Origin of the sequence: Actinospica durhamensis (assembly GCF_018139695.1) — a bacterium.
GTDB classification, from domain to species: Bacteria; Actinomycetota; Actinomycetes; order Streptomycetales; family Catenulisporaceae; genus Actinospica; species Actinospica durhamensis.
The window spans coordinates 1-477 of record NZ_JAGSOG010000713.1 but is presented as its reverse complement, the minus strand read 5'-3'; the positions used below and the strand labels follow the sequence as shown (position 1 = coordinate 477).

General features: G+C 65.2%; 1 protein-coding gene. It reads right to left on the bottom strand.

What is annotated here, in order from left to right:
* Window positions 1-477, bottom strand: a 477-nt coding sequence (locus KDL01_RS41855) for a peroxidase family protein (protein WP_368861758.1), incomplete at both ends; no start/stop codon positions are given.

The following is a 477-nucleotide window of genomic DNA, read 5'->3' as shown; positions in this document are numbered from 1 at the left end:
CCTCGGGGGTGTAGTACTCGGTGAAGAAGCGGTCGCTGTTCAGCCGGCGTGAGGCCATCAGGATGAAGATGCGGAACGCCGTGTCGCTGAAGGCGAATCCGGCCGGCAGCTTCTCCGCGTACAGCCCGACCATGAGGTCGACCTTCTCGATGTCGCCGTCGTAGAGCCGCTCGATCTGTTCGGCCCACGCCGGATCGTCCGTCAGCTCCGCGAAGTTCTCCGCAGGCTTCAGCCGCAGCAGCCGCCGAAACTCGTTGTAACGGGGGACGCCCAGTTCCCTCGAGCGCAGGATGTCGGTGGCGGCGAGATCTTGCAGATGCCCGTCCGGGCGCTCGAACTCCTGCAGGAACTTGGGGAAGTTGTGCAGGGTGACCAGTCCGGGGTGGAGCGTGCCGAAGCTGTAGAGCAGATCGGCCATTCCCGTGGTCCCCAGGACCTTCAGCGCCCCGGGACCCGAGATGTCACGGAGGGTGCAGT